Raw genomic sequence first — 23,825 nt, 5'->3', positions numbered from 1 at the left:
TTTAGCTATTAAATTAAAACTATAGCTTATCTTGTTATAAACGAAGGCATTTGCGTATTGTAAACGTTGCAGTAATTGTTTAGTGTCTTGCACAACTTAAAATTATATTTTTTAATTGCGACTTTGCGGGTGTGCTTAATGAGAATTTTAGCAGTTGAAGACGACGAAGTGTTAGGAGAAGCAATTTGCCAACGCTTCACCAAAATGGGCCAAGGTATAGACCTTGTAACCAGTGGTGATGTGGCTAATTCGCTGTTAAAACGCCATGAGTACGACCTTATTTTACTTGATTTAAACTTGCCCAATTTAAACGGTGAGCAAATATTAAAAAAGCTCAGGGCTCGCTCATCAAATACGCCTGTATTAATTTTAACGGCACGTGCCCAAGTAGAGCACCGTATAGAATTACTCGACTTAGGCGCCGACGACTACCTCACTAAACCCTTTGATTTTGGCGAATTAGAAGCCCGTTGCCGCGCCCTACTTAGGCGTAACCAAGGCCTAGGTAAAGACACTATAAGTTATGGCAATCTCGATTTTGACCGAAAATCATGCACGGTCACTATTGCTAAAGAACTTATTGACTTAAAACAACGAGAATTTAGGTTGCTAGAAATATTTTTAACGCATCAAGGCAAAGTGCTTAATAAAGATGAGTTACTCGATCACTTATATTCGTTTGACGACTCCCCTAGCCCCAACGCCATAGAAACCTACGTAGCAAGGCTTCGTAAAAAGCTGGTACATAGCAGTGTTGATATAAAAACACTGCGTGGTTTAGGCTATCTTTTAGCAGAGCCTAATGAGTAGCAAAACCCTCCCCTCAATTCGCCGACAGCTGCTTACAATAACCATTGCTTTAATGGTTATAATTACACTTATAACCTATTTTATGGCTAATAATTACAGTAAAAACGCCGCCCAAATTTCATACGATAGACTACTTGCCAGTGCTGCTTTACAAATTTTTGAAAATACCCACATTGATTACCACGAAATTATTGTTGATTTACCCAGCGCTACATTCGAAACTCTCTCGATGGCCTCAAATGACAGATTGGTGTATCAAATAACACAAAATCAAGGGCAGCACTTAACCGGTTACAATGGCTTATATCAACACATTTTACAAAAAGCCGACACTCAGTGGCAACGTGCAGAATATGACCCACGAGATAACCTACTAATACAATTTTGGGAAGGTGATTACAAAGGCGAAAACTACCGCTTTATTTTACTCTCAGATAAGCTTTATGAAGTGGGCGAATCGTTTGATGTAAATATTTTAATAGGCCAAACCACCCAAGCTCGCGATCAGCTCGCCTATGAAATGAATTTAAATGTAATACAAATGGTTATTTTAACGTTTGTAATAGCTATTGTGCTTATATTACTGGGAGTGAATCAAATTTTGCGCCCTATTTACAGCATAAATAAAAAAATACGTCGGCGCTCCCCCACTGATCTACGCCCTATTGATATGTCGGTCCCCAAAGAAATGGCCGATTTAATTTCAACCATTAACCATTTTATATCGCAATTAGAAGTCTCGCTTAATCATTTAAAGCGCTTTACCGGCGAAGTGGCCCATCAAATAAGAACGCCCCTTGCAGGCCTTAAAAGCCAGGCGCAAAATGCCATTGAAGAAAGCGATGAAAAAATAAGAACAGAACAGTTAAATCGTGTTTTATATTCAACAGATTTACTCGACAGCACCGTTACGCAACTGTTAAACCAAGCCACTCTTGCGCACCGCTTTCATAGCCAGCCTTTAATAACGCTTTCGTTGCCGGAGCTGGTAAAGTCTGTGTGTAGAGATGTAGCGGTATCGGCGATTCAACGCGGCGTGATCATCACATATCAAGGTGACGATAATTTAATGATCAATGGTGATTCGTTTGCACTTAGCCAAATGCTACGCAATATTTTAGAAAACGCGATTAAATTTAGCCCGCAAAATAAAGAAGTAAATGTGTCTACCGAGCTTCACAGTACAGACAGTGGTTACATAGCCCGTTTATGCGTGGCTGATCAAGGCGTAGGTGTACCCGATGCGCAAAAACAACATGTGTTTGAGCGGTTTTACAAAAGTAAAGGCGACCCACGTGCCGGCAGTGGCTTAGGCTTAAGCATTGCTAAAGAGGTAGCAGAGCATCATAACGCTGCTATTAAGCTGCTTGATAACAGCCCGTCGGGGCTTATTTTTGAAATAAACTTTCCGTTAATGCTGACCGAGGACGAACATTGAAACTTTTATCGCTGATTTATATTGCCGTTGTTTTAACGTGCCTTGTAGGCTCGCCATTCGTTGCTGCAAAAACCCCTTTAGTATTTCCGGCACAAAGTGAAAATAAATCCGTGCTTAAAATATATGGCGGCGCTGATAAAATGGAAATTGCCCCTTTTTTATCGGCCTTTCAAAAAAAATACCCTTTTGTACAAATTGACTACTACGAGCTGAGTACTTTCGAAGTGTATAGCGAATTTTTAGCCGACGTTAAAAACCCGCCCGACGTATTATTAAGTTCAGCAATGAACTTGCAGGTAAAGTTAGTTAACGACGGTTACGCACAGCCTTATAGCTCTGAGCAAACAAATAAGCTTCCTGCATGGGCTAAATGGCGAAATGAAGTATTTGGCTTTACCTATGAAACAGCGGTAATTGCATTTAATAAAGAATTTTTAGGCGAAGAGGTCGCACCAAGTAGCCGCAACGAATTATTAGAGCTAATTCGTAGGCGCAGTGAGCAAATTAAAGGCCGCATTGGCATTTACGATATTACTCAAGTGGGCATAGGCTATTTGCTGTGGGCTCATGACCGCGAGCAAAGCTCAAGCTATGGCCGAATGCTTGAATCGTTTGGCTATCACAGCACGCGGGTATTTAGACGCAGCGCCGACATACTCAAGGCACTCTCAACGGGCGAGCTCACTGTTGGCTATAACATATTAAGCTCTTATGCGCGCACATGGGCGGCGCAGCACCCTAATATTATTGTGGTGCAACCTAAAGACTACACCTCGGTTATTATGCGCAGCGCCATTATTCCTAAACATGCTAAAAATGTAATTGGCGCACAGCTGTTTATTGATTACTTAGTGTCTGTACAAGGGCAAACAGACATGGCCAACTTTACTAATTTTGAGCCTATAAATAACGAAGTAAGAATTAAGCAAAAACATTTACTTGATATATCAGAAGGTCAGCTGCGCCCCGTCCCCCTTGGCATAGAAATATTAGTGATAGACGATCAGATGAAGCGCCAAATAATCATTCAAGAATGGGAAAACGCGTTATTTGAGTACCAATAAATTCGGGGCTTATAACATATCACGTATTTAAAGGGACGACTTTAAGAGCCGATTGAGATTACCCACTAAATACATGCCTATTAGCGCATAACTAAGGTTTGGGCAGCAGGCATTAAAAAACCCAGTTATTGATATTCAATAACTGGGTTCAAGAATGATGGTGGAGGAAGAGGGATTCGAACCCTCGTTAGGGATTAACCTAAACACACTTTCCAGGCGTGCGCCTTCAGCCACTCAGCCATTCCTCCACGGTGTTGCTTAGCAACAGCGCGTTATAGTATGAAATAGGTTACACAGGTGCAAGGTCTTTTTAAATTTGTGCTGTTAAGTGTCTAATAATCAATCAGCAATTTACTTTAGGCATAAAAAAACGGCTAAACCTTAAGGTTTAACCGTTTTTTATGCATTAGGCTAATTACTTAGCCATGCTAGCTGTAAAGTCTAACATGCGATTAAGTGACTTGAGCGCGCCTTCGCGTAAGTCCATATCTACAAACACTTCTTTACCACGAGGGTCTATCAGGGCTTCTTCAATCGCTTTTAAGCCATTCATTGCCATCCACGGGCAATGTGCACAACTTTTACATGACGCGCCTTCACCCGCTGTTGGGGCTGCAAAAAACTCTTTTTCAGGGCATAGCTGCTGCATTTTGTAAAAAATACCGCGGTCTGTCGCTACAATAAACTTATCGTTATCCATTGTTTGCGCAGCTTTTATTAGTTGACTGGTTGAGCCAACCGCATCTGCTAGTGCCACTATTTCTGCAGGTGACTCTGGGTGCACCAATACACCCGCGTCTGGGTGCAGGGCTTTCATATCTTTAAGCGCTTTTGTTTTAAATTCATCGTGTACGATACATGCGCCGTTCCACATGATCATATCGGCGCCAGTATTTTTTTGAATGTAGCTACCAAGGTGTTTATCTGGGCCCCAAATAATTTTTTCACCTTGCTCATCTAGGTGCTCTACAATTTCAAGCGCGCACGATGAGGTTACAATCCAATCTGCACGGGCTTTAACCGCTGTAGAGGTATTTGCATACACTACAACTTTACGATCAGGGTGCTGATCGCAAAACGCTGAAAACTCATCAATAGGGCAACCAATATCTAACGAACACGTTGCTTCTAGCGTTGGCATAACAACCGTTTTGTTTGGCGTTAAAATTTTAGCGGTTTCACCCATAAAACGTACGCCTGCAACGATGATCATGTCTGCATCGTGGCGAGCACCAAAACGTGCCATTTCTAATGAGTCGGCAACACAGCCCCCTGTTTCTTCGGCAAGTGCCTGAATTTCAGGATCTGTGTAGTAATGGGCTACCAGCACTGCATTTTTATCTTGCAGTAGTTGTTTAATACGTGCTTTATATTCGCCTTGCTCGTCTTTAGTTAACGGCGCTGGCTTAGGAGGAAAGATATAACCTTCAGGCATAATAGTTTGAGCTAGACTCATGTTCTCGACCACTTCATCTACAGTGCATTAATTACGGCAAATTATACGAGAATACACGGGCAAATAACAGCTATCTGGGCATGCTGTTTATAAATAAAAATAAGAAACTGATTTAAATAAAATAAGGGGAGAGTTGAGATTTTTTAGAAGTGGTGGGTCATGATGGACTTGAACCATCGACCAATGGATTAAAAGTCCACTGCTCTACCAACTGAGCTAATGACCCGCTCTAAATTCTGTGTAGAATTAACATGCTGCGTAAATCCGCCGATTAAACCAAACTTTATTTTAATAAAGAATGGTGGGTCATGATGGACTTGAACCATCGACCAATGGATTAAAAGTCCACTGCTCTACCAACTGAGCTAATGACCCGCTCTGTGTGCTTACTATTAAGTGAGCTGCGTAAATCCGCCGATTAAACCAATCTTTACTTTAATAAAGAATGGTGGGTCATGATGGACTTGAACCATCGACCAATGGATTAAAAGTCCACTGCTCTACCAACTGAGCTAATGACCCGCTCTGTGTGCTACTGTTTAAGATAGCTGCGTAAATCCGCCGATTGAACCAATCTTTACCTAAATAAAGAATGGTGGGTCATGATGGACTTGAACCATCGACCAATGGATTAAAAGTCCACTGCTCTACCAACTGAGCTAATGACCCGCTTTGTGTGCTACTGTTTAAGATAGCTGCGTAAATCCGCCGATTGAACCAATCTTTACCTTAATAAAGAATGGTGGGTCATGATGGACTTGAACCATCGACCAATGGATTAAAAGTCCACTGCTCTACCAACTGAGCTAATGACCCGCTCTGTGTGCTTACTATTTAAGTGAGCTGCGTAAATCCGCCGATTAAACCAATCTTTACCTTAATAAAGAATGGTGGGTCATGATGGACTTGAACCATCGACCAATGGATTAAAAGTCCACTGCTCTACCAACTGAGCTAATGACCCGCTCTGTGTGCTTACTATTAAGTGAGCTGCGTAAATCCGCCGATTGAACCAATCTTTACTTAAATAAAGAATGGTGGGTCATGATGGACTTGAACCATCGACCAATGGATTAAAAGTCCACTGCTCTACCAACTGAGCTAATGACCCGCTCTGTGTGCTTACTATTTAAGTGAGCTGCGTAAATCCGCCGATTGAACCAATCTTTACCTAAATAAAGAATGGTGGGTCATGATGGACTTGAACCATCGACCAATGGATTAAAAGTCCACTGCTCTACCAACTGAGCTAATGACCCGCTCTTTTTGCCGCATTTTGAGTGGGGTAACCATTCGTTTGCTGCGGGCGCTTATAATACTTATTTATAAAATGAGTGCAACCGAAAATGTCTCTTTTTTTCAGTTTTTATGCCTAGGTGAGCAAAATTAAAGCGTTTGTGCTCAAACTACATGCAAATACAAGATTCGCCGAGTATTTCTATGTAGTTTGAGCTTTAAATACACCGCTTAAATGCGTCCTAATTAGCTAGACGCTCGGTTGCAAGTTTTGCAGCAGTTGTACTTGGATATTGGTTAATTAGATCACCCAATATTTTTTGTGCCTCTTGATTCAGGCCTTGCTCTTGTAAAAGCGTGCCTAACTTTAACATGGCATCTGGTCGTTTATTTGAGTTTGGAAACTCATTAACCACAACTTTAAAATGCTCACTTGCTTTTACACCATCATTTTTAATGGTCAGCAACTGCCCAAGCCAATAATGTGCATTAGAGGCATACACAGAATTAGGATAGGTTGTTAAAAATGTTTGAAACTCAGGAATAGCTTGGTCGTAGCGTTTATCTTTCATTATTAGCGCTACTGCACGCTCATACGCTTCGTTTTCAGATAAGTCACTGCTATAGGTTTGTGCGTCGCTCGATTGCGTGTAATCGGTTGCAGGCGCAGCAGCGGGTTGTGTATACGCTTGGCTTACGCGGTTTTCTATTTCTTGATAAAGCTCACGCTGGCGCTGAAGTACTTTTTCAAGTTTATAACTTTGCTCTTCAGTAACACCGCGAATTTGGCTTACTTCATCTTGAAGTAGATTAAGTTGTTGCTGTAATTCAACTTGTAATAAGTTTCGCGACTGCATCATGTTTTCTAGTGACGCTAAACGCTTCTCTATGCTCGACTGTGAACTTGCAGCTTCTGAAACAGGAGCGGGAGCAGCCAAAACTTGGGTGCTCCCGCTCAATATCATGGCTGCCAAAATAATTTTCGGCTTCATAATATCTCTTATCTTAGTAAACTAGTACCGCACGGCGGTTTTTAGCGAAAGCTGACTCAGTGCGAGATTTAACCATTGGTTTCTCTTCACCGTAGCTAACTACTGACATTTGGCTAGCAGAAACACCTAAGCTTTGTAGGTATTTTTCTACAGCTTGGCCACGGTGCTCACCTAGTGCAATGTTGTACTCAGGCGTACCGCGCTCATCAGCGTGACCTTCAATTAATACTTTTACTGAAGGGTTCTGAACTAAAAACTCAGCATGTGCACGAAGTAATTCTGCGTACTTGTTCTCAACAGTTGCTTTGTCGAAGTCAAAGTAAATAATTTGTTCTTGACGAAGCGCTTCATACTTTTGACGAAGTTGCTCTTCTGCTTGTTGTTCAGGTGAAATTGTTGCTACTTCAACTGTATCCGTGTTTGTTGATTGCTCAACTGCACTTTGATTTGATTGGTTAGCTGCGCCTTCATCAATATCTGAAGATGAGCTACAAGCGGCTAATGTCATTACTGGCACAGCGATTAGCAGGCCTTTAAGTACTTTGTTAAGTTGCATTGAGTAGATTCCTATTTTTGAGTAAACCAGCAAATATTACTGTAAATATGGCGACCAAGCTGGTGCCTTTACTTGTCCGTCTAGCACGGGTAAACGTGCTTTAAAGCGACCGTCCATCGATACCAGCGCGAGTACCTGTTTATTATTATGAAGCGTGCTATAAATGATCATCGAACCGTTTGGCGCTATGCTCGGTGATTCATCAAGGCGAGTTCGCGTTAATACTTGAAACGCGCCTGTAGCCAGCTCTTTCTTAGCAAGATGGTACTGCCCGTTGGTACGGTTAACCATCACTAATTCTTTACTGTCTGGCGTTATAGAACCCGCTAGGTTCATATCGCCGTCGAAGGTCAATCGTTGTGACCTACCAGTTCTTAAATTTAACTTATAAATCTGGGCATTACCACCCCTTTCAGATGTAAACACAATATCCTGGCCATTTGGATACCAAGATGGTTCAGTATCTATACTACGGTGGCGTGTAAGGCGTGTTTCTTTACGGGTTGCTAAATCTAAAACGTAAACTTCGGTTGCACCTGTTTTATCTTTAGAAAGCACCAATAACATTTTTTTGCCATCTGGTGAAAACTGCGGTGCACCGTTAATACCACGGTAACTAGTGATCAGCTCACGCTTACCTGAGTATAGGTCCTGAATGTAAATTTGGCTTTGGCGGTTTTCAAACGTTACATACGCAAGCTTAGTACCATCTGGTGACCAAGCTGGCGACATTAACGGCTCTTTTGAGCGCAATAATACTTGCTCGTTAAAGCCATCGTAATCGGCAACCACTAATTGGTATGGCTTAGCTTGGTCTTCACGTACGATTACATAAGCAATTTTAGTTAAAAACGCGCCTTTTTCACCGGTTAGCTTTTCATATACTACATCGCTTATGCGGTGTGAATAACGGCGAAAGCCACTTTCGCCAATTACGCTTTCGCGCGCTTCTAAAATATGATCTTGGCTTTTTACTAGTTTACCGCTGCTCATCATTTGAGTTTGGCCACCGGTAATTTGCCCACGAATAACATCAACTAATTCGTAGCGTACTAAGTAACGCCCATCAGTTTGCTGCTCTACCTCGCCTACTACAACCGCTTCTACACCTTGGTTTACCCATGCTGCGTAGTCAATGTCGCCGTCTTTATTAGGAAGCTGTGGCATTTGTGCTACATCTACCGGTTTAAATTTACCACTGCGCATTAAATCGGCAGCAATTACATCGCTCAATTTTTGTGGAATTGAGCCAACACCGTTGTATTTAAAAGGCACAATGGCAATAGGACGTGCGCCGTCTACACCTTCAGTTATTACAATTTCAAGTGCCGCATTTGCTACACCCTGAAATCCTAATAATATAACTACAAAGGCTATTTTAATTTTGCTGAACATATCATTCCTTTAAAATTCTGGCTTGATTGTTAAATTAATATTCTTAAGTTGCTCGAATACGTCTTTGTCTTTAGATACAGGTAATGTATCGGCCATGCGCACAGCTCTAAGTGCAGCTTCACACACTAGCTTATCACCCCCTAACGATTTAACTTGCGTTACTAAACCATTAAACCCAAGACGAATATTTACTCGACACTGTTGGTTTTTCATTTTTTCATCAATCAGTAAGTTTTGCTGAATGCGCGCCATAATTAAAGCACGGTACTTATCAACTTCGCTTACTACTTGCTGTTGGCGTATTTTACTACGTGCAGCCTGCTCTTTAGCAAGTTGTTCTTGTAACATTTGCTCTTGCAGTGCTTGCTGACGTTTACGCTCGGCTTCTTTTGCACGTTCTTTAGCTTCTGCTTCACGCTTTTTACGCTCTGCTTCGGCTTTTTTCAGGGCCTCTTCTTCTGCTTTGCGTTTATCTGCAGCAGCTTTAGCGGCGTTTTCAGCCTCTTGCTTTTGCTTTTCAGCTTGTTTTGCTTTAGCACGCTCTTTTTGTTCAATTTCGCGCGCTTTTTTAGCTTCAGCCTCAGCTTGTGCTTTTTCTTTCTCTTTTGCTTTGCGCTGTTGCTCTAACTTTTTAATATTACGCGCTTCGGCTTCACGCTGTTTACGCGCATTGGCGGCTCTGCGTTCTAAGTCGCGAATGCGTTTATCCTCAGCGCGTTTTTTAGCATCTTCTTTTTTTTGTAGCTCAGCAATTTTTTGCTCAACTTGTTTTTGATCAACAGTGACCGCCGAAACCGCATTATCAGGCTCAGGAATAGCCGAATTAAGAGTCACTTCCATTACTTTAGGTGCCGGTGGGTGTATATTTGCAGTTGCCCACAAAAAGCCCCCTAAACCTAAATGTAAAAGTACTGACTTGATTATAGAACTATTCATGTTACTACTGTGTCCCCTCAAAGGATTCTGTCATTAAACCCACAGATGGTACGCCAGCATTCTTTAAAAAGTCCATTAATAACAACACTTCTTGGTAAGAAACCTTACCAGAGCCTTTAATCATTACTGGTACATCAGGGTTTTTCATTAGCTGAAGCTTAATAACCGCGGCCACATCAAGTGCTTCCATTGGCTCCTCTGGATCAGTGCCTATGCTTACATAGTACTTACCTGCCGAGTCAATTGAGGCAATAATAGGTGGCGTGTCTTTAGTATCAACTAAATCCGACTCTTCCATTTTTGGTAAATCAACTTTTACACCGTGAGTAATAAGCGGTGCTGTTGCCATAAATATAATTAGCAATACCAACATTACATCAATGTAAGGTACTACATTAATTTCTGCGACCGGACGGCGCTTCTTACGCTGATACATTCGCTTTAGCCTCTATTTGGGTAGCTGCTTGACGGTGTAAAATATTGGCAAATTCTTCCATAAAGTTGATGTAGTGTGATTCTAGTTTTTCAACTTTATTAGCAAAGCGGTTATATGCAATAACAGCCGGAATAGCCGCAAATAAGCCCATTGCCGTTGCAATAAGTGCCTCAGCAATACCTGGCGCTACCATTTGTAATGTTGCTTGCTTCACTTCACCAAGTGCAATAAAGGCATTCATAATACCCCACACCGTACCGAATAAGCCGATATATGGGCTAATTGAACCCACTGTTGCTAAAAACGATAAGCTCGATTCTAGTTTTTCAATTTCACGTGACAGTGCCACACGCATAGAGCGATGCGTACCTTCCATTACAATGCCAGCACTTTGAAAGGTGTTCTTTTTATGGCGTGCAAACTCTTTAAAGCCTGATGTAAATAACGCTTCAATACCATGAGATTGACCGCTACGTGATGAGATTTCGTTGTATAGTTTGCTTAAGTCGATACCTGACCAAAATTTTTGTTCGAATTTTTTTGCATCAGACAAGGCGTCGCTAATTGCTTTTTTGCGCTGAAAAATAATTGCCCATGACATAACAGACATTGCTACTAGCGCTAGCATTACTAACTGCACAAGCAAACTGGCTTCTAGAATTAGATCTAAAAAATTAAGCCCTGATCCCACGTTAAACTCCTAAATAATTTCAAAAAACGTCAATTTGGTTATTTTGTGTAAATAAGACCATTGTAACGGCCATAAGTTGCATCTAGTGTATCGAGTCAAGGGTTTACTGACAACGATATTGCTATGAATTGGCAACAAAAAACGTTAAACATACGCTTAATCGCTTGTTTGTTTCTAAAACGCGACTACCGCGTTTAGTAAAACACAACTTAATACTACAAAAGTGCGTAAATATACGCAGTAAACTTAATAAAACGCACCGTTTATTCATAAAAAGTGCATAAGCACGCAAAAGCGATTCACGCCACTTTGCATGTACTAATATAACTAATACTGTAACAATACAGCTCAGACCAGTTATTTATTAATTTTCAGATACTTATAAAATTAACGAATAATTAACGTACAAGTTTCGAACAACAAAAAAATTCATCAGATTAGTTTTTCTTATCTGAAATTTTAAATTTTCTAGTTTGAACAAAAAATGCTTATTCCGTATTATTCTCCCATACCGAGCTTACGCACTGAATGAAACATTTTTCATTAAGCCAAGTTCTTAGTAATAGGATTTTTAATCGTATTACATTGTTTTACTCTTTTTGGATAAAACCTGATTAAGTAAAACGTAGTTCCCTGGATTACTTCCTTCAACTTGTTGTTTGCCCGCATTATATGCGGGCTTTTTTTTACCTAAATTTTACCGTCAACTTGGCATGCAATAAGTATAAATTACACAATCTGTTTAATTACCAACGGTGTATTTACTATCTTTTTTTACCCGTTTGTATCATTAAATTATCTACTTTCAGTAAAAAGCATGTTTATAACAAGGTAAAACTTATTAACACAATTAGCGCCACGCCTAATCTCTTATGTTGATACTGTTTTAAAGCTAACTGGTTTTAATGGTACGCAGCATAGCCACGCCAGTCTTAACGTTAAGTGAATTACAAAACGATTTTAATTTATTGGTTACATTTGCAACAAAGTGGATGAAAGCTGAGTAAGTTTTAAAAAATCATACTAATTTTCTTAATTAAGTGAGCTATGTTGAGGCTGGAAAAACGTGTTGATAACTAGGCAAAAAATTCGCTATTTAGTTGTTCTTGGCAATTGCTCCTGCATTGCTCTACCTTATGCTTGCAGCCGTAAATGAGAGCTTTTAACGCAGGTAGCGATACGTTTGCCTCGCAACATGATTAAGTGTTATTGCAAATTGGTATTACATTTAACAGAGGAAGTAGCCCGCTACATTTTCTGTAACAGGCTAAAGAGGGGTTAATCTTGTTTGGGGAGTAAACCAAAGTGATGATACGCATTGTCTGACACAATTCGCCCGCGTGGTGTGCGCTGTATAAAACCTTGTTGAATTAAAAACGGCTCTATTACATCTTCAATGGTTTCTTTTTCTTCGCCTATGGCGGCGGCTAAATTATCAAGCCCTACAGGCCCACCCATAAATTTTTCGATAATGGCAAGTAAGTATTTACGGTCCATGTAATCAAACCCGCTTTTATCTACGTCAATCATATCAAGGGCAAGCTCGGCAACTGAGGCATTTACTGTACCATCTGATTTTACTTGCGTGTAATCGCGCACACGACGTAATAAGCGGTTTGCTATACGCGGTGTGCCTCGTGAGCGTTTTGCAATTTCGGTAGCGCCATCGTCGCACATTTGTAAATCTAGGTAATGTGCAGAGCGCCCCACTATATGCGATAAGTCAGCTACCGAGTAAAACTCTAAGCGCTGAACTATACCAAAACGGTCTCTAAGTGGTGAGGTAAGTGAGCCTGCGCGTGTTGTCGCGCCAATAAGCGTAAACGGCGGTAAGTCTAATTTAATAGAGCGTGCAGCGGGGCCTTCACCAATCATAATATCGAGTTGGTAATCTTCCATTGCGGGGTAAAGTATTTCTTCAACTTGTGGGCTGAGTCTGTGTATTTCATCAATAAACAGCACATCGCCTTCTTCAAGGTTGGTAAGTAATGCAGCAAGGTCGCCGGCTTTTTCAAGTACTGGGCCTGAAGTGGTTTTAATACTTACATTAAGCTCATTGGCAACAATATTAGCAAGCGTGGTTTTACCTAAGCCCGGCGGGCCAAATATTAATAGATGATCGAGCGCTTCACCGCGGCTGCGCGCTGCCTCTATAAATATTTCCATTTGCTGCTTAACATGCGGCTGACCTTTGTAGTCGGCTAAAAGCTTGGGCCTTATTGCGCGGTCTATGGTGTCTTCGTTGGTTTTTTCGCTCGCGTCAATTAAACGATCAGCTTCAATCATGGGTTACTCACAACATTGATTTTAAAGATTCTTTAATAAGAACCTCAGTAGACATATCGGGTTTACTTACCGATTTTACTGCTTTTTGCGCCTGTGGCAATTTATAACCAAGCGCAACAAGTGCCGATACGGCATCGTCTGCAGCATTATTGGCAATTGTTGCATCGCTAGGGGGCTCTATAACGGCATTATCGCTATATGGCGTAAATAAATCGTTACCCCAATCTTTTAAGCGGTCTTTCATTTCAAGCACTAAACGCTCAGCGGTTTTTTTACCTACACCCGGTAATTTAACCAATGTTGTGGCATCTTCGTTGTTTACGCAACTAACAAATTGCTGCGCCGACATGCCCGACAAAATAGCTAAGCCTAGTTTAGGGCCCACACCATTTGCTTTTAATAGTTCTCTAAAAAGCGCGCGCTCGGTTTTATTATTAAAGCCAAATAATAGTTGTGCGTCTTCGCGTACTACAAAGTGCGTGTACACTATGGCGTTTTCGCCAATATTGGGTAAGTCGTAAAAACAGGTCATGGGCATTTGTACTTCGTAGCCTACGCCGCTTACTTCTAATAAAATTTCGGGCGGCTGCTTTTCAACTAAAATGCCATTTAAACGGCCAATCATACTTATTTCCTTAAACGTCCTCTAACGGTTTTGCTTGCGCTACCCGCTAGTTTTATTAAATTTTGTTCTGAGTGCGCATGGCAAATTGCAATGGCAAGCGCATCGGCCGCATCGGCTTGCGGTGTGCCAGGTAATTTTAAAATATTTTTTACCATGTGTTGCACTTGCGATTTATCGGCGCCGCCATTACCTACCACGGCTTGTTTAATTTGCCGGGCTGAGTATTCAAATACGGGTAAGTCGGCCATAGAGGCTCCCACTATCGCGGCTCCTCGGGCTTGACCAAGTTTTAGCGCGGCATCCGGGTTATGCGCCATAAATACTTTTTCTATGGCAAAGGTTTCGGGGGAGAACTGCTCTATTATTTGCGTGATCCCTTGGTAGATCATTTTTAATCGTATGGGGAACTCATGCTCGGCTAATTTAATACACCCGCTTCCTAAATAGGTAAATTTAGCGCCTTGATGCGCAACCACACCATAACCGGTTAAACGAGAACCTGGGTCTATCCCTAAAATAATGGCCAAACAGCACACTCATTATTGTTATTTTTCAATAACGGTAATAATGCCAGAGCACTGTATAAATTACCAGTGGCGAGTAAAAACAAAAACGCCCGCAACTTAGTGCGGGCGTTTAGCGTTAAAAGTATAGCTTAGGCTAAAGCACGTACTAAGCCTTGGGTATTTTGTTTAAGTTTACGGGCAATCATAAAGTAGCCAAGCGCGGCTACAAACACCCCGCCAGACACTGGCCCTATTAGCCAAATTGCCGGGTGCAATTTACCGGCTAAGTCAAACATTTGCTGCTGAACAATCAATAAGGCTACATCACTAAATAATGCGGCTACAAACCCAGCTAAGCCACCTAATAGCAAAAACTCATAAAGCGTCGCATTTTTTATTAACCGCCCTTTAGCGCCTAAAGTTCGCAGTATTACTATTTCTTGCATTCGCTCGCCAAGGCTCGCTTGCACCTGAGATATAAGCACTAATGCGCCACACAAAACCACAATAGCAAGCACAAAGCCAATAGCTAACGACACCTGCTCAATTGTTGATTGTATTTGCTTAACAAAGTTATCTACATCGATGGCGGTAATGGTTGGATAAGTGCGCAGTAACTGGCTAAACGCTTTCTTTTGCTCTGGCTCTATACGCACAGATGAAATATACGTTGCCGGAAAATCTTTTAGCACATCGGGGCTTAAAATAATAAAAAAGTTAGGTTTTAGCGTAGCCCAATTTACTTTACGCACACTGGTAATTTTGGCGTCAAATGATTGCGCACCAATTAAAAATGTTAAGGTGTCGCCTATTTCTACGTCTAGGCGCTCCAACATAGACTCCTCAACCGATGCCTCACCCACTGCGCCTTCGCCAAACCACTGGCCTTGCACAATTTCGTTTTGGGCTGGCACATTATCAAGCCAGGTTAGATTAAGCTCACGGCCAATGCCTGAACGCGCTTCTTCATCTTTTTTCTCGTTATCTTGCAACGACACTTTACGCGCAACAAGCTCGCCATTTACCGCATTTACTCGCCCACGAATGGTTGGATAAAAATCCGATACTAAAATATCGTTTTCTGCTAAGTAATTATTTACAGGCTCAAGTTCGTTTTGTGTAATATTAACTAAAAATGCATTAGGTGCATCGGCGGGTAATTGAGACTGCCAATCTGAGATCATGTCATTTTTAAGCACAATCAAAAACAATAGCAATTTAATCGCCAATGAAAAGCTAATAAGCTGCACTGCATTTACGTTGGCACGTTTTTGTATAGAAGCAATAGCTAACGACCAACTGTTGCCTGGTTTTAAGCCTAATTTACGGCCACCGCCAAATATTAGTTTTGAAATAACAAACAAAACCGCAATCAAAGCAAGCGTAGAGACAAATAAAATAAGCGTTATTTTAATGTTATTACTAAATAACCACATTAATAAAAACACCGTAAGCGCACTTAAACCTAAGTGCACACGGCTTACCGCTAGTCTGTCCCCTAAATTACGGCGTAATACTCTAAGCGGTGGAATATCAAATAAATCAAGCAGTGGCTTAATAGAGAACATAACCGCACATATAACGCCTGTGCTAATGGCCACCAGCCAAGGTTTAAACCCGGCGGCAGGTAAGCTCATATCCATACTTTTTGCTAAATAACCAGTGGCTATTTCTTGCAAACCGTAGCCTATGGCTAATCCCACAATAACCGCTAAAGCACACACCATGAGTAAGTGCATAAAATATATTTTACGAATTAATGCACGGCTTCCGCCAAGTGTTTTCATCATTGCTACGGGGTCGTATTGGCGCTCACAATAACGCTTTGCCGACACAGCAATAGCAACCGTAGCCAAAATAATGCCCAGCAAACCTGCCAGTAATAAAAAGCTTTCGGCACGGTTTAAGCTATTTGATATGGGCGACTGCCTATCTTTTACGCCATACCAACGTTGGTTTTCAGCCATTTGCGGCTTTAACCATTCATAAAACCGGGTTATATCTGATTCATCGCCTGCATAAAGCTGGCGATAATTTACTCGGCTGCCAGGTTGAATAACCTCAGTTTTTGCTACATCGGCAATATTTATAAGCACTCTGCGGCTGCTCGAAAATACATTAAACGGCGCATCTGGCTCTTCAACCACCACTTTTTCTACATTAAATACTGCTGCGCCTAGCTCTACTTGGCTGCCAATATCAATATTTAAGCTGTAAAAAACCGATTCACTTAGCCACACATTGCCAGGCTTTGGGCCGCCCTGCGCTACTTGTGTTTCGCCAAGCAATGATGATTTTACTTTTAACTCGCCTTTTAACGGGTATTCGTTAGACGCCGCTTTTACCGAGGTAAATTGCATCTCGTCGTTGGCAAATAACATGGTATCAAAGTAGATCATTTGCGCAGTTTGTAAGTTTTCTTGTTTGGCTTTGCTAATAAACGCCGTATCTAGCTCATGGGCGCTTGCCAGTACTCTATCTGCGGCGATAAACGCGCTACTTTTTTGCGCTATGCTTTGTGCTATTCGCTCAGTGACCATAGACAGTGTGAGCACCGTTAATACCGCCAGCGCAATGGCGGCACTAATTACCGTTAGTTCGCCGCGGCGAAATTCACGCGCAAATAATTTAAGTGCTAACTTAGCCCACATTCGCTACGTCCTCTTTTGAGTTTTTAACTAAGCAGCCCGCTTCAATTTGTACAATATGCTGGCACTTTTGCGCGAGTGCTTCATCGTGAGTTACTAAAATTAGCGTTGTGCCGTGCTGCTGGTTTAAATCAAATAATAGTGACTCCACCATTTTGCCGTTTTTACTGTCTAAATTTGCAGAGGGCTCATCGGCAAATAAAATTTTAGGTGTGCCAATAAAAGCGCGGGCAATGGCTACACGTTGCTGCTCACCACCAGAGAGTTGCGATGGGTAATGATCAATACGATGGCTCAGCCCCACTTTTTCTAATAGGGCTAGAGCTAGCTCTTTGGCATCGCTTTCGCCAGCGAGCTCTGCCGGCAACATCACGTTTTCAAGTGCGGTTAAGCTTTGTACCAACATAAAAGATTGAAATACAAAACCTACTTTTTCAGCACGCAATGCCGCGCGTTGCTCTTCATCTAATTTATGTAGCGGCTCGCCATCAAGGGTAATTTCACCACTGCTGGCAGTATCTAGCCCCGCTAATAAACTTAATAACGTGGATTTTCCTGAGCCAGAGGTGCCAACAATAGCAACTGACTCGCCATGCTTGACATTAAAGCTGATGTCGCTGAGGATGGGCAACTCACCTTCGAAGGTAGAAACTACTTTAGACAAACCATTTACTTGAATAATATTTAATTGAGAAAGCGCTGACATATGACTCATTCAATCCTACGTTTTGTATTCGTTTTATTTTTAGTTATCAAACCACTTAGTGCGGCGGCCGACAACACGATTTTAATACTTGGAGACAGTTTAAGTGCAGCCTATGGGCTTAAACAAGAGCAAGGCTGGGTTAAATTGTTACAAGATAAATACGATGCAGAGCAGCGTAATATAGAGCTAATTAATGCCAGTATTAGTGGCGAGACTACCGGTGGCGCTTTACGCAGGCTAGATGCCTTACTAGCGCAATACCAACCAAGCCATGTACTTATTGAGCTTGGTGCTAATGATGGTTTACGTGGTTTTCCGGTAACAAAAATGCAGGCCAACTTAACGGATTTAATCGAAAAAAGCCAAGCTGAAAATGCCATGGTCGCGTTAATGGAAATTTACATTCCCCCTAATTACGGGCCGCGTTACAGTAAAATGTTCACTGACAGTTTTACACAAGTAAGTGAAAAAACAAATGCTCATTTACTTAACTTTTTTATGCTTAATGTGGCAGATAAGCCAAACTTAATGCAAAGGGATCAATTACATCCAAATAAAGAAGCACAACCGCTGATACGCGATGAAATGTATGACTCGATCAATCAATGGCTAAATAAAGATTAGGTCGTGTTGTTTGGTGGCTTAACATGCGCTGCCGCCGGATGCTTGCTAAGGGCGATACGCCCTTAGCTTAAAGTTTTTTAGCTCATTTGCACAATAAACACGCAAACAAACAATCACTTATTGATTTTTAATAAAATATACGTACTATTGCAAACAACGTCGGTATGTAGCGCAGCTTGGTAGCGCACTGTCATGGGGTGTCAGGGGTCGCAGGTTCAAATCCTGCCATACCGACCATTTAACCTCCTCTTTATTTCTTTTTCACTGTCATTTTTCTGTATTACCTTGTATACCTAGCATTAAATACTATGTGTTTAAGGATGACTTATGAAAAAACGTATTGTGTTTCCTCTGCTTTTATCTCTTTTTATTTCAAGCTTTGCGTTTGCTCAGGGTAGTTTTCGACTTAAAAACGGAAATCTATTAAGTGTGGGTAAAACTAAATCTGACATTGTAGCTGTAGTGGGCGCACCACTTTATAAAGATGTGCTTAATGAAGCTGTTGATATTGGTAATGGCGACAATTTAGTTAAAACAGAAGAGTTTACTTATAAACTAAAAGGCTCGATTGGTGGGATGTACATTGTATTGATCCGTTTTGAAAATAATATTGTGACCAGTATTAGTTCAAAACAAGTCGACAGGCTTTAAATATATTAGAGTTAGTTTTAAGCAGTTAAAAGCGCCATACGGCGCTTTTTAGTTTTTATTAGTGTGTACGCCCTACACCATTACGCACCATGTCTTTACCGTTTTCAAATACCTCGGCTGTTATGCCACGCGCCAGTAATAACTGTTGTTTGTCGTCAAATACTGCAACAAAATGGCTGCCGTCTTTATTGCTTGTAGCCATACCTACACCCGATACACCTTTTAAGCCTAAGCCGCCGTTTTCTACCATTACTAAAAAGTTCTCTAGCTCTGCTAGGTTGTCGATTATGTCGTGCTCGTTATTCATAAACTGCTCTCTGTAAATCTGCTTGGTTAATGCCTATTCGCAAAACGTAACCACTAAATTAAGTGAATAGGTATAAATTACTTGGGCGCTATTTTATAGCCCATTAAAATAAACATAAACCTTTGTATCGGGTTATTAAGTATATTTAGTACTAGCGCTTAAGGTTAAAAGCGCTCTACATTCAGTGACAAATTACTTAACGCGCAACCATACGGCTGGGTATTAACGCGGTAATAATGCGTATTTTTTGTGGCAGTTAAATTTATTAAAAGGTCATCTTGTTGCCCTACCGCACTTTGCTCTTGGCTTAGGCACATAGCTTGCGTGAGCGAGCGTAGTTTTGAATCGGTTAATATATTGGCAAAACGCAGCACCGGTAAAGGCGGTATTTTAATAGGCGCTAATGCTTGGCTAATGGTGCGCTCGCTAAGTTCAAACCCGGCATTAGTAATATCTATTACACTGCGAGCAGGCCAGTACGAGTAGTTATAGCTGTTTGCTTTTTGCTGCGTACTTAAATGCGCAACGCCACTTTGCCCTATTACGGTCATTAAATTTCCTTTGTTGGATTTAATAACAACAAGGGCTGTGTTTTCATCAATACCAAAACCGTGCTTATTACCACCGTTTTTTTGCTTTGCGGTATTTAATGTACTGGCTAGGTTTAGCGTTTGATTTTGCTCACTAAAGCGGGTACTCAGTGGCCCATAGGTAAACGTGTTTAACCCGTTAAGTGCATTAGGCTGTGGGGCAAGCTTTGCTTTTAATACCGCTTCGCTTTGGTGCTGTGAGAGATAGACGTTTTCACTTTGTATTTTGCTTCCTGCACCTAGCCCTACAATAACAGGGCGAGTTTTAAGCGCGTTAGTCCAAGGGTAGGCAGTATTATTTTCATCATACAGTGCTTTTAAAGCATTTTTAGCCGTGCCGTCGCTAAATAAAACACCAGTACTGGTGTTTATTAAATTAACTAACGCCTCAACCCCATTATTACAAAGTGTTTGCTCAGCCTTTGTGAGCTCGGGGTATACATTGCTGCGATTATACAGGTTCATTTGTGAGTGACGCAGCGCCGGTAAATCACTACAGGTATTGTTAGTAATTGCTTTAGCAAGTGCAGGTGTAAGCGGTAACCATTGGCTAGTTACACCTTTTGGTAAAAGCGCTTTAAGCGCCTCTACCTGTGCGTATGGGTCGCGCTGGGCTGCGCTAATAATTAATAAGGTGGGTGTTGGGTTAGCAACCTTTAAGCTCCCCGCTATAAATTGCAATATGTCGTTGCTTGGTGGCTCAGCTTTTGGGGTGGTGTTTGCATGAGGTTGTTCGAGCATATCAAACACAAAGTTAAACTCTTGCTTTGTTAGGCTATTGAGTTGCTCGTTGTTTATATCCCGCCATTGCCAAAGCAGCTCACTTTTAGAGACTGCGTTTGCATTTTTGCTACTAAGGGCACGTAAGGTATTTAAAACATTTGCTTGGTTATTTGTATTGTTAGTCGGCCAATTTAATTTTATTTTCTCAATATTAGTATTGGTTACCTTAAACACGCTTTGTGACTTTGAGTTATTTTGCGTATTGCAACTTTGCGCCGCATTAGCACTGCAACTATTAATTGTACTACCGGCTAAAATAAGGGTTTGCTCTTGCTGCTGGGCAGCCCCTTTAAATGAAAATAAAGTAAATAAAACGAATATAAAGCTCACTCGCTTAGTAAAAAAAGCACGGGTACGCATAACGCTCTCAAAAATGATCTAAATAGGCGTTAAGTTTAACAGCATGTAATGGCAGGCTAAATAGTAAATGTGGGTCTCAATGATTGCGACACATGGCATTAGTGTATAAAGCTAGTTACAAAAGCGCGATGTGCGTTTTACGCAGCCAATACTCTTACATTTAATCATTAACCTTACTTATTGTGCTTACTCTGTTTTACAAACAAATTAGGGGCTATATCAATAGGGTAATTATCGTTTATTAGCTCGCTAATAAATTCAGAACACGCAGATGGCGGAGCAATTAAATAGCTTTTATGCTTAGCGCGCGTGATCCCTACGTACAATAAACGTCGCTCCTCTGAATGATTAAAGGTATCTTGTGCGGGCAATAATGCCTCAACAAGTAAATTACCAGGGTTATTGCTTGGAAAACCTAACTTGCCCTGCTCAAAACCTATAATAATACAGTAATCGGCTTCGAGTCCTTTAGAGCCATGCAGCGTCCAAAAATGCAGTGAGTTAGCAAAGTTGTTACCTGCTAAGTGCTGCTCTACTTCATTAAGCATAAACCGATAACGGCTCAATACGGCAATACTGGCTGTGTTATTATTTTTATTAATTGTGGCTATGATTTGCTGCACTTTTAGTGCTACTGACTTTTTACCTTGGTGTAAATCGTCAAGTAACACAACTTGAGGGGTGCTTACTTGCGTATGTGTGGTTATGTGCTTTTTATATTGTTCAGGGTTTTGCATTACAAAGCGCCCCGCTACCTCACTAATACTGTTGTTATATCTAAACGTTTTTTGCAATAACGTGAGTGAGTGACTGCCTATTAAATCGTTAAACTGTGTGGTAAGCGCCAAATTACCGCCTGAAAACCGATAAATAGCCTGCCAATCATCGCCAACCGCAGTAAAACAAGGTTGTGGACCACTCTTTATTAACGTATTTAAAAACGCCATGCGTGCGCATGAAATATCTTGAAATTCATCAACTAAAATATGGCGCCAAGGTACACTTACCTCCCCCGATTTAACCGCCTGAGCTGCGCTTGCAATCATGTCGTCAAAATCAATAGCATCTTGCTCTTTTAATTTTTCGTAGTATGCACGCTGCATTGCCACCAATAATATTGCATAACTTTTATGATTTATAATGCCACTTTTAGCTATTCGCGCTGCTATTTGAGCGTTAGATAGTTGCTCACCCCGTATTGCGCTTAGGCAGTTTAAGTATTTATTTATATTTTGCTTTAACAGCCCTGTTGCAGATAAACGCTCGTACACTGCGTGGTTATCTACGGGGTTAATGTGTACTTTATGTTTTTGTAGTTGTGCTTTTAAACACTGCTCAAGCTGACCTTCTTGCCAGTTATAATGAAATGTTTGTACCAATGCATGGCCCTGTTTTTTATGGTGCGCGCGAACATATTTAATATGCTCGCTATTGTGCAAGTTAGCCGCGTGCTGCACTGAATTACCTTGCCTATCTGTCACAAAATGCGCCAAGTAAACCTGGTGCTGTGGCAAGTAAAAATCGGCGGTGTCATCATTTTGGTAAGTGTGTTCAATACCATACATGTAAAGCCAGTTGGCAATTAATAAGAGCTGATAACTGCTTACTTTTAGCCCCGATAGGGTTTGATAGGTTTGTGCTTTTATTGTGGTTTTAGTTGCGGTTCTAGTTTCGGTATTGAGGCTATCAGTAGGTTCATACAGGGTCTCAACAAAGGTTTTACAAAAACGTGAGTCTGTTTTTAGGGTATTACTAAGCCACTGGGTAAACCATTTATTAAGCGCCATAGCATCGTTTGCAAAAGGCGATAAGCTACGTGTTTTATTAGCGCTTTGCAGTAACTTAAGCCCCAGCGCATGAAAGGTTAAAATAGTAGGCGGCGTAACGTTTAAGTTTGCTTGCTGCGCCCTTAAATTAAAGCGTTGATTTAATTCGTTTGCCGCATTTTTATTATAAGCAAGTATCAATATTTGCTCGGGCTTTACACCACCGTGGGCAATTAAATCCAGGGCCTTTGCAACCATTACTGAGGTTTTGCCAGTGCCTGCGGCCGCTAGCACTAAATTTTTGTCGTTATTGCGTATAACAGCAAGGCGTTGTTCGTGTGTAAGCGGGTTTGATTCAACCACATTATAAAAGTCGGCTCTTGCCGTTAGTGTTTTTTGCTCATAACTTTTACGTAGCTGCTCTGTGGCATGCGCTACTGTTGGTGAGCTACTTAAAATAGTTAAAAACTTAATATTAATGGCCGATAAATGCTGCTGCCATAGTGCAGGTATTGCGCCGTACTGCTGTGCCAGTGAAAACACCGCCGATTTTAATAACGGCACGTTTGAGTCGCGAAGATACTCGTTTGTTGCATAACGTTTTACAAGCGTTTTTGCTGTATTCACTTTTTCTTCTAGGTGATTGGCAAAAACACTGTTTAGCTGCTCACTAAGCGTTTGAGCCTGCTGTTTATTTAAAAAGCTAATTACCGTTTTTGTACTATGATTGAGGGTTATTTTCCCGCTAAACAGGCCTTTTTTAAATTGTGTAAAATTAGTAAAGTCGCTAATTAAATAGGCGCGTGAAGTATTATTTTTAAAATGTATAACGAGTGAACTTTGCTTAATAGTAACGGTGCTAATACGCGTAAAAAAACGTCCTAACCAGCTTGGAGTGGCAATAAACTGCGCCATAAAACCTTGAATAAACTAAAATTAAAAATAAATTTTATCACAGTTTAA

General features: G+C 41.1%; 20 protein-coding genes and 10 tRNA genes. 6 read left to right on the top strand and 24 right to left on the bottom strand.

The features are described 5' to 3' along the window. Positions 1-138 precede the first annotated feature (138 nt). Genes EJ103_RS06400 through EJ103_RS06390 form a run of 3 tightly spaced genes read left to right on the top strand, consistent with a single transcriptional unit; the run spans position 139 to position 3,312 of the window. Complete coding sequence (locus EJ103_RS06400; protein ID WP_126006564.1) at positions 139-810, top strand: response regulator transcription factor; 672 nt, start codon at positions 139-141, stop codon at positions 808-810. Further along, on the top strand, positions 803-2,248 hold the full coding sequence (locus EJ103_RS06395) for a sensor histidine kinase (RefSeq protein ID WP_054983679.1): 1,446 nt from the start codon (positions 803-805) through the stop codon (positions 2,246-2,248). The genes EJ103_RS06400 and EJ103_RS06395 overlap by 8 nt, the downstream gene beginning before the upstream one ends. Next, positions 2,245-3,312 (top strand): ABC transporter substrate-binding protein, encoded by a 1,068-nt coding sequence (locus tag EJ103_RS06390; RefSeq protein WP_055255326.1) that lies wholly within the window; start codon positions 2,245-2,247, stop codon positions 3,310-3,312. Before EJ103_RS06395 ends, EJ103_RS06390 begins: the two co-directional genes overlap by 4 nt. A gap of 158 nt (positions 3,313-3,470) precedes the next feature. Here EJ103_RS06390 and EJ103_RS06385 read toward each other — a convergent pair. From EJ103_RS06385 to EJ103_RS06285, 21 genes are all read right to left on the bottom strand, one after another. After that, a tRNA-Ser gene (locus tag EJ103_RS06385) sits at positions 3,471-3,560 on the bottom strand. Positions 3,561-3,727: 167 nt separating this feature from the next. Further along, on the bottom strand, positions 3,728-4,768 hold the full coding sequence (gene nadA, locus EJ103_RS06380) for a quinolinate synthase NadA (protein ID WP_004589501.1): 1,041 nt from the start codon (positions 4,766-4,768) through the stop codon (positions 3,728-3,730). A 150-nt stretch (positions 4,769-4,918) separates the two neighbouring features. Then, a tRNA-Lys gene (locus tag EJ103_RS06375) sits at positions 4,919-4,994 on the bottom strand. 73 nt (positions 4,995-5,067) lie between these two features. Beyond that, positions 5,068-5,143, bottom strand: a tRNA-Lys gene (locus EJ103_RS06370). 71 nt (positions 5,144-5,214) lie between these two features. Next, positions 5,215-5,290 (bottom strand) — tRNA-Lys (locus tag EJ103_RS06365). Between the two features lie 71 nt (positions 5,291-5,361). Further along, a tRNA-Lys gene (locus EJ103_RS06360) sits at positions 5,362-5,437 on the bottom strand. Positions 5,438-5,508: 71 nt separating this feature from the next. Further along, a tRNA-Lys gene (locus EJ103_RS06355) sits at positions 5,509-5,584 on the bottom strand. 72 nt (positions 5,585-5,656) lie between these two features. Next, positions 5,657-5,732 (bottom strand) — tRNA-Lys (locus EJ103_RS06350). Between the two features lie 71 nt (positions 5,733-5,803). Next, positions 5,804-5,879 (bottom strand) — tRNA-Lys (locus EJ103_RS06345). Positions 5,880-5,951: 72 nt separating this feature from the next. Next, positions 5,952-6,027, bottom strand: a tRNA-Lys gene (locus EJ103_RS06340). A gap of 219 nt (positions 6,028-6,246) precedes the next feature. Further along, positions 6,247-6,996, bottom strand: a complete 750-nt coding sequence (gene ybgF / locus EJ103_RS06335) for a tol-pal system protein YbgF (RefSeq protein ID WP_004587278.1) — start codon at positions 6,994-6,996, stop codon at positions 6,247-6,249. Between the two features lie 13 nt (positions 6,997-7,009). After that, on the bottom strand, positions 7,010-7,552 hold the full coding sequence (pal, locus tag EJ103_RS06330) for a peptidoglycan-associated lipoprotein Pal (protein WP_004587277.1): 543 nt from the start codon (positions 7,550-7,552) through the stop codon (positions 7,010-7,012). A 36-nt stretch (positions 7,553-7,588) separates the two neighbouring features. After that, positions 7,589-8,947 (bottom strand): Tol-Pal system beta propeller repeat protein TolB, encoded by a 1,359-nt coding sequence (gene tolB / locus EJ103_RS06325; protein ID WP_126006562.1) that lies wholly within the window; start codon positions 8,945-8,947, stop codon positions 7,589-7,591. Between the two features lie 9 nt (positions 8,948-8,956). Further along, a complete protein-coding gene (tolA, locus tag EJ103_RS06320) occupies positions 8,957-9,883 on the bottom strand; it encodes a cell envelope integrity protein TolA (RefSeq protein WP_024032176.1) in 927 nt (308 codons plus the stop codon). Positions 9,884-9,887: 4 nt separating this feature from the next. Continuing rightward, positions 9,888-10,319: a protein TolR gene (gene tolR, locus EJ103_RS06315; RefSeq protein WP_004587274.1), complete on the bottom strand. Its 432-nt coding sequence runs from the start codon at positions 10,317-10,319 to the stop codon at positions 9,888-9,890. Further along, complete coding sequence (tolQ, locus tag EJ103_RS06310) at positions 10,306-11,010, bottom strand: protein TolQ (protein WP_004587273.1); 705 nt, start codon at positions 11,008-11,010, stop codon at positions 10,306-10,308. The genes tolR and tolQ overlap by 14 nt, the downstream gene beginning before the upstream one ends. Before the next feature lie 1,278 nt (positions 11,011-12,288). Further along, the gene (ruvB, locus tag EJ103_RS06305; RefSeq protein WP_004587272.1) at positions 12,289-13,296 is read right to left on the bottom strand and encodes a Holliday junction branch migration DNA helicase RuvB; all 1,008 of its coding nucleotides are present in this window, start codon (positions 13,294-13,296) and stop codon (positions 12,289-12,291) included. A 7-nt stretch (positions 13,297-13,303) separates the two neighbouring features. Beyond that, a complete protein-coding gene (gene ruvA / locus EJ103_RS06300; protein WP_024032178.1) occupies positions 13,304-13,921 on the bottom strand; it encodes a Holliday junction branch migration protein RuvA in 618 nt (205 codons plus the stop codon). Positions 13,922-13,923: 2 nt separating this feature from the next. Beyond that, positions 13,924-14,448 (bottom strand): crossover junction endodeoxyribonuclease RuvC, encoded by a 525-nt coding sequence (gene ruvC, locus EJ103_RS06295; RefSeq protein ID WP_004587270.1) that lies wholly within the window; start codon positions 14,446-14,448, stop codon positions 13,924-13,926. Positions 14,449-14,576: 128 nt separating this feature from the next. Next, positions 14,577-17,078, bottom strand: a complete 2,502-nt coding sequence (locus EJ103_RS06290) for an FtsX-like permease family protein (protein ID WP_096041932.1) — start codon at positions 17,076-17,078, stop codon at positions 14,577-14,579. Next, on the bottom strand, positions 17,068-17,781 hold the full coding sequence (locus EJ103_RS06285; RefSeq protein WP_126008731.1) for an ABC transporter ATP-binding protein: 714 nt from the start codon (positions 17,779-17,781) through the stop codon (positions 17,068-17,070). Before EJ103_RS06285 ends, EJ103_RS06290 begins: the two co-directional genes overlap by 11 nt. Here EJ103_RS06285 and EJ103_RS06280 point away from each other — a divergent pair, their 5' ends adjacent. The 3 genes from EJ103_RS06280 to EJ103_RS06270 all read left to right on the top strand — a co-directional run bounded on the left by EJ103_RS06280 (position 17,782) and on the right by EJ103_RS06270 (position 19,056). After that, positions 17,782-18,405, top strand: coding sequence for an arylesterase (locus tag EJ103_RS06280; RefSeq protein ID WP_024032180.1), 624 nt, complete (start codon positions 17,782-17,784; stop codon positions 18,403-18,405). 160 nt (positions 18,406-18,565) lie between these two features. Then, positions 18,566-18,642: transfer RNA gene (locus tag EJ103_RS06275), tRNA-Pro, on the top strand. A 90-nt stretch (positions 18,643-18,732) separates the two neighbouring features. Next, the gene (locus EJ103_RS06270) at positions 18,733-19,056 is read left to right on the top strand and encodes a DUF2845 domain-containing protein (RefSeq protein WP_055255323.1); all 324 of its coding nucleotides are present in this window, start codon (positions 18,733-18,735) and stop codon (positions 19,054-19,056) included. 58 nt (positions 19,057-19,114) lie between these two features. On the opposite strand, the gene EJ103_RS06265 is transcribed toward EJ103_RS06270, so the two are convergent. The 3 genes from EJ103_RS06265 to EJ103_RS06255 form a co-directional block, all read right to left on the bottom strand. Further along, entirely contained in the window at positions 19,115-19,363 is a 249-nt protein-coding gene (locus EJ103_RS06265; RefSeq protein ID WP_004587250.1) for a hypothetical protein, read from the bottom strand. A gap of 164 nt (positions 19,364-19,527) precedes the next feature. Then, the gene (locus tag EJ103_RS06260) at positions 19,528-21,096 is read right to left on the bottom strand and encodes a cyanophycinase (RefSeq protein WP_126006561.1); all 1,569 of its coding nucleotides are present in this window, start codon (positions 21,094-21,096) and stop codon (positions 19,528-19,530) included. A gap of 173 nt (positions 21,097-21,269) precedes the next feature. Beyond that, positions 21,270-23,777: a UvrD-helicase domain-containing protein gene (locus EJ103_RS06255; RefSeq protein WP_126006559.1), complete on the bottom strand. Its 2,508-nt coding sequence runs from the start codon at positions 23,775-23,777 to the stop codon at positions 21,270-21,272. Positions 23,778-23,825: the final 48 nt, after the last annotated feature.

It is taken from the genome of Pseudoalteromonas sp. Xi13, from assembly GCF_003952205.1.
Taxonomy (GTDB): Bacteria; Pseudomonadota; Gammaproteobacteria; order Enterobacterales; family Alteromonadaceae; genus Pseudoalteromonas; species Pseudoalteromonas atlantica.
The sequence above is the reverse complement of the archived record's forward strand: the minus strand, read 5'-3'. Positions and strand labels throughout refer to the sequence as shown.